Source organism: Sulfuricurvum sp. (genome assembly GCF_019163035.1).
GTDB lineage: Bacteria > Campylobacterota > Campylobacteria > Campylobacterales > Sulfurimonadaceae > Sulfuricurvum.
Map to the genome: position 1 here is coordinate 1 of NZ_JAFLKV010000003.1, position 2,998 is coordinate 2,998.

The 2,998-nt window shown below is 38.6% G+C and carries 2 protein-coding genes; both read left to right on the plus strand.

Annotation, left to right across the window (positions count from 1 at the left end):
• On the plus strand, positions 1 to 2,340 hold a 2,340-nt coding region (locus JZU62_RS00110; protein WP_295010725.1), incomplete at its 5' end, for a DUF6701 domain-containing protein.
• Positions 2,337 to 2,998 (plus strand): prepilin-type N-terminal cleavage/methylation domain-containing protein (locus tag JZU62_RS00115; protein WP_295010727.1); only part of this gene is annotated, 662 nt, incomplete at its 3' end. The genes JZU62_RS00110 and JZU62_RS00115, both read left to right, overlap by 4 nt.

The window sequence follows — 2,998 nt, forward strand, 5'->3', positions numbered from 1 at the left end:
AATAATGATGTTAATGGTACGTACAAAAAATGGGGTGGTACATCTACTAGTACAACAGGGTGGATGAGTGGTTCTCCGATGCATAATATTCAAAATTTAAAAGATGGAGAGATCGATTATGCTCGAAAAAATAATGATAGTGGAGTTGCTACCAGAGATTATTACAGTTGGGGACATTATAGCAATACCGATTTGATAGCTACACCCACTAATACCTATACGTATGCGGATACTATGGGGGCAAAAGGGTGGCGTTCAGTACTGCAAGATTTGAATAAAACGAACGATTGGTTTATTTCACGTACCGGAGCTGGGGATAATTTTGATAGTACTGGTAATTATCCATATTATGAGCCAAACGGTAACTACACGGCGAATGCATGGCTCAACTTTTTATATGATGATCAAGGACATGTTAGACACAATGATGATTTGGATGATAAATATCCGTATTACGATTATATGTGTATGGCGGAGGACAACTACGATTTTACAATTCGTTATGCGTTAGTGAAAGGTCCGTTTAATGTTGTCGAACATGGCGTATCGCTTTCCGGTACACAATATAAAGAGGCGAACTTAACAACTAAAATAGTAAATCAAACAATGCCGTTTGATGTCGTATTGTTGACAAATGATCTATCTGATATACGAGGTGATTTCAATATCAGTGCAGGGATATTTTTAGATGATACCTATATGGCTGGGAGTACAGAAGTAGCTAAAAATATTTGGTATTTTGGTCAAATAGCAGACTTTAATCAAACACGTTTTGAAATTCCAGCTATAAAATGGCCATACGGAAATGAAACATGGCCAAAAGCATCTAAAAGGCTCTTTTTTGAATTCAAATATTGTGCGAATGATTCGATGGTTTGGACAGACTGTTGGGATCACACAACGGGTTCTACAATTGCAACCTGTAAGACAGGCTATACAAATGTTTGTAGAACTGCTAACTCGAATGATTTTGCAACACGTCCGAATAGCTTTAATTTTAATCTCACATCAGCAGGATCATTGAACCTTCTCAGATCAGGGGAAGAGTATAATTTATCTCTCCATGCGTATCAATATGGAACTCCCTCTACCGATACCCCTGAGTATAATCAGACAATGTCTAACTTAACAATAGCACTAACTAAACGGATGCTTGATGGTACTGAAAACAGCGGACTCAATGGCACAGCTAGTTTTCCAAAAGTATTTAATTTTGTGAATGGATTAGGCGATTCAAATACCTCAATAACGTATAATGATGTTGGTCGAATAAAAGTAGATATAAGTGATATGAATTGGGCAAATATTGATCTAAATGATACTAGCACTTCTCAAAGAACAATCGTAGGAGAGGGGAATTTTACCTTTATCCCCTATCAGTTTGTAGCATCAGGTATTCGAATTGTTGATTCACGAGATGGAAATTTTACCTATATGTCTAATGATTTGAATATGTCAGCAAAATTGGATTTTAATATTACCTCCCAAAATAAACAAGGGGTAGCTACTAAAAACTTTACAACCGGTTTATATGAATTCCCGATTTCAGTGTTACCTAGTATCGTAGACAGTGTAAAGGGGAGTGCTAATGAAAATAATATCACGAGTAGCACTATAGGATTTACGGATGGGATTACTCATTTGAGTTGGAACGATGCAAATACATCAAGAGTACTCAAATTCAATTTTGATCGTAATGCGTCACTTCCTATTAATCCATTGGAAATTAATGCGACAGAGGTTAATATATCCATTAGTAAAACATACATAGATGGCGCATATTCAGCACTAGTAGAAAATAATACAACCAATAAAGCAGGAACGAGCAATGGAACGACAGGGAATGCTGTTTTCCTCTATGGACGTACTGATGCTCCTGATTATCGATTTTCAAACAATCCGGGATGCGGAAGGGTGTGGTATGAGTTTTATGATACCAATGGTAGTGATCCATTGATTGTAACAACGTTTGGGGCAATGCCTGCTCTAAGTGAGTCACCCGATCCAAATTGGTATAAAAATACATTGCATTCTGTTGGAACGGACGGAAATATTACTGCGACAACAGTTGCACAAATTACCGTTAGTACAACAACTGGGTGTATGGGAACAATGAGTGGTAGTGGATTTGAGAAGCGGGGCTTTACCTATGATGGCAGTTTTGGGTATCCATTCCGCGGTACGGTTCAGCTCGATGCGAGTGATTGGCTTGACGTAACCAGTAATAATTTCGGGGTTGAGTTTTACAAATCGAGTGGTTGGATCGGTCAAACGCAAAAAGCGAAAACGGCGACTGATTCGGATACAGAAAAAATCAGTAACAGGAGAATTATGTGGTGAGACGAAGAGCTTTTACCCTTATAGAGCTGATTTTTGCAATCGTTATTATGGCGATTACCGTTATCTCCCTCCCGATGGTTATGCAAGTTGACAGTGCATCAAGAGATAAAAACTTGGCACAGGAGGCGATACTGGCAGCATCTACAAAATTGTCACAAGTGTTGACCTTTCAGTGGGATGAAGCTTCTCTTAGTTGGGCTGATTTGGCGGAGAATCATCAAACTACGGCTCGTCTTGTAGATGGAACAGATTTTAATACTGGAGCATTTAATCGAAATGTTGCTAATTTTCGATTGAGTGGGAGTAGTCATCGTACCTTTTTTTCAAATCTAACCACAGTAACAGGAATAGGGGATAATAATAATACAGTAGATGCGTTTGGTAATCAAATCGTTGTGGGGATGGATGATCGTAATATAAGCGCGTCTGCTCTTAGTGGATTTGAAGTTGGATTTGCTGCTGATGCTTCAGGGTATAAACGTAAGTATCAAATGCAAGTCGATATTTTACGGATCAATGATGCACTTAATCCTACTGGAGGAGCTATTAATTATAATGCAACGGACTTGACAGGTAACAATCGTTTTGTCTTTTCGCAAAACGATATTCATGGCAATCCCGCAACTACTCCTGCCGATCAAACTAACCTCCGTTGTGC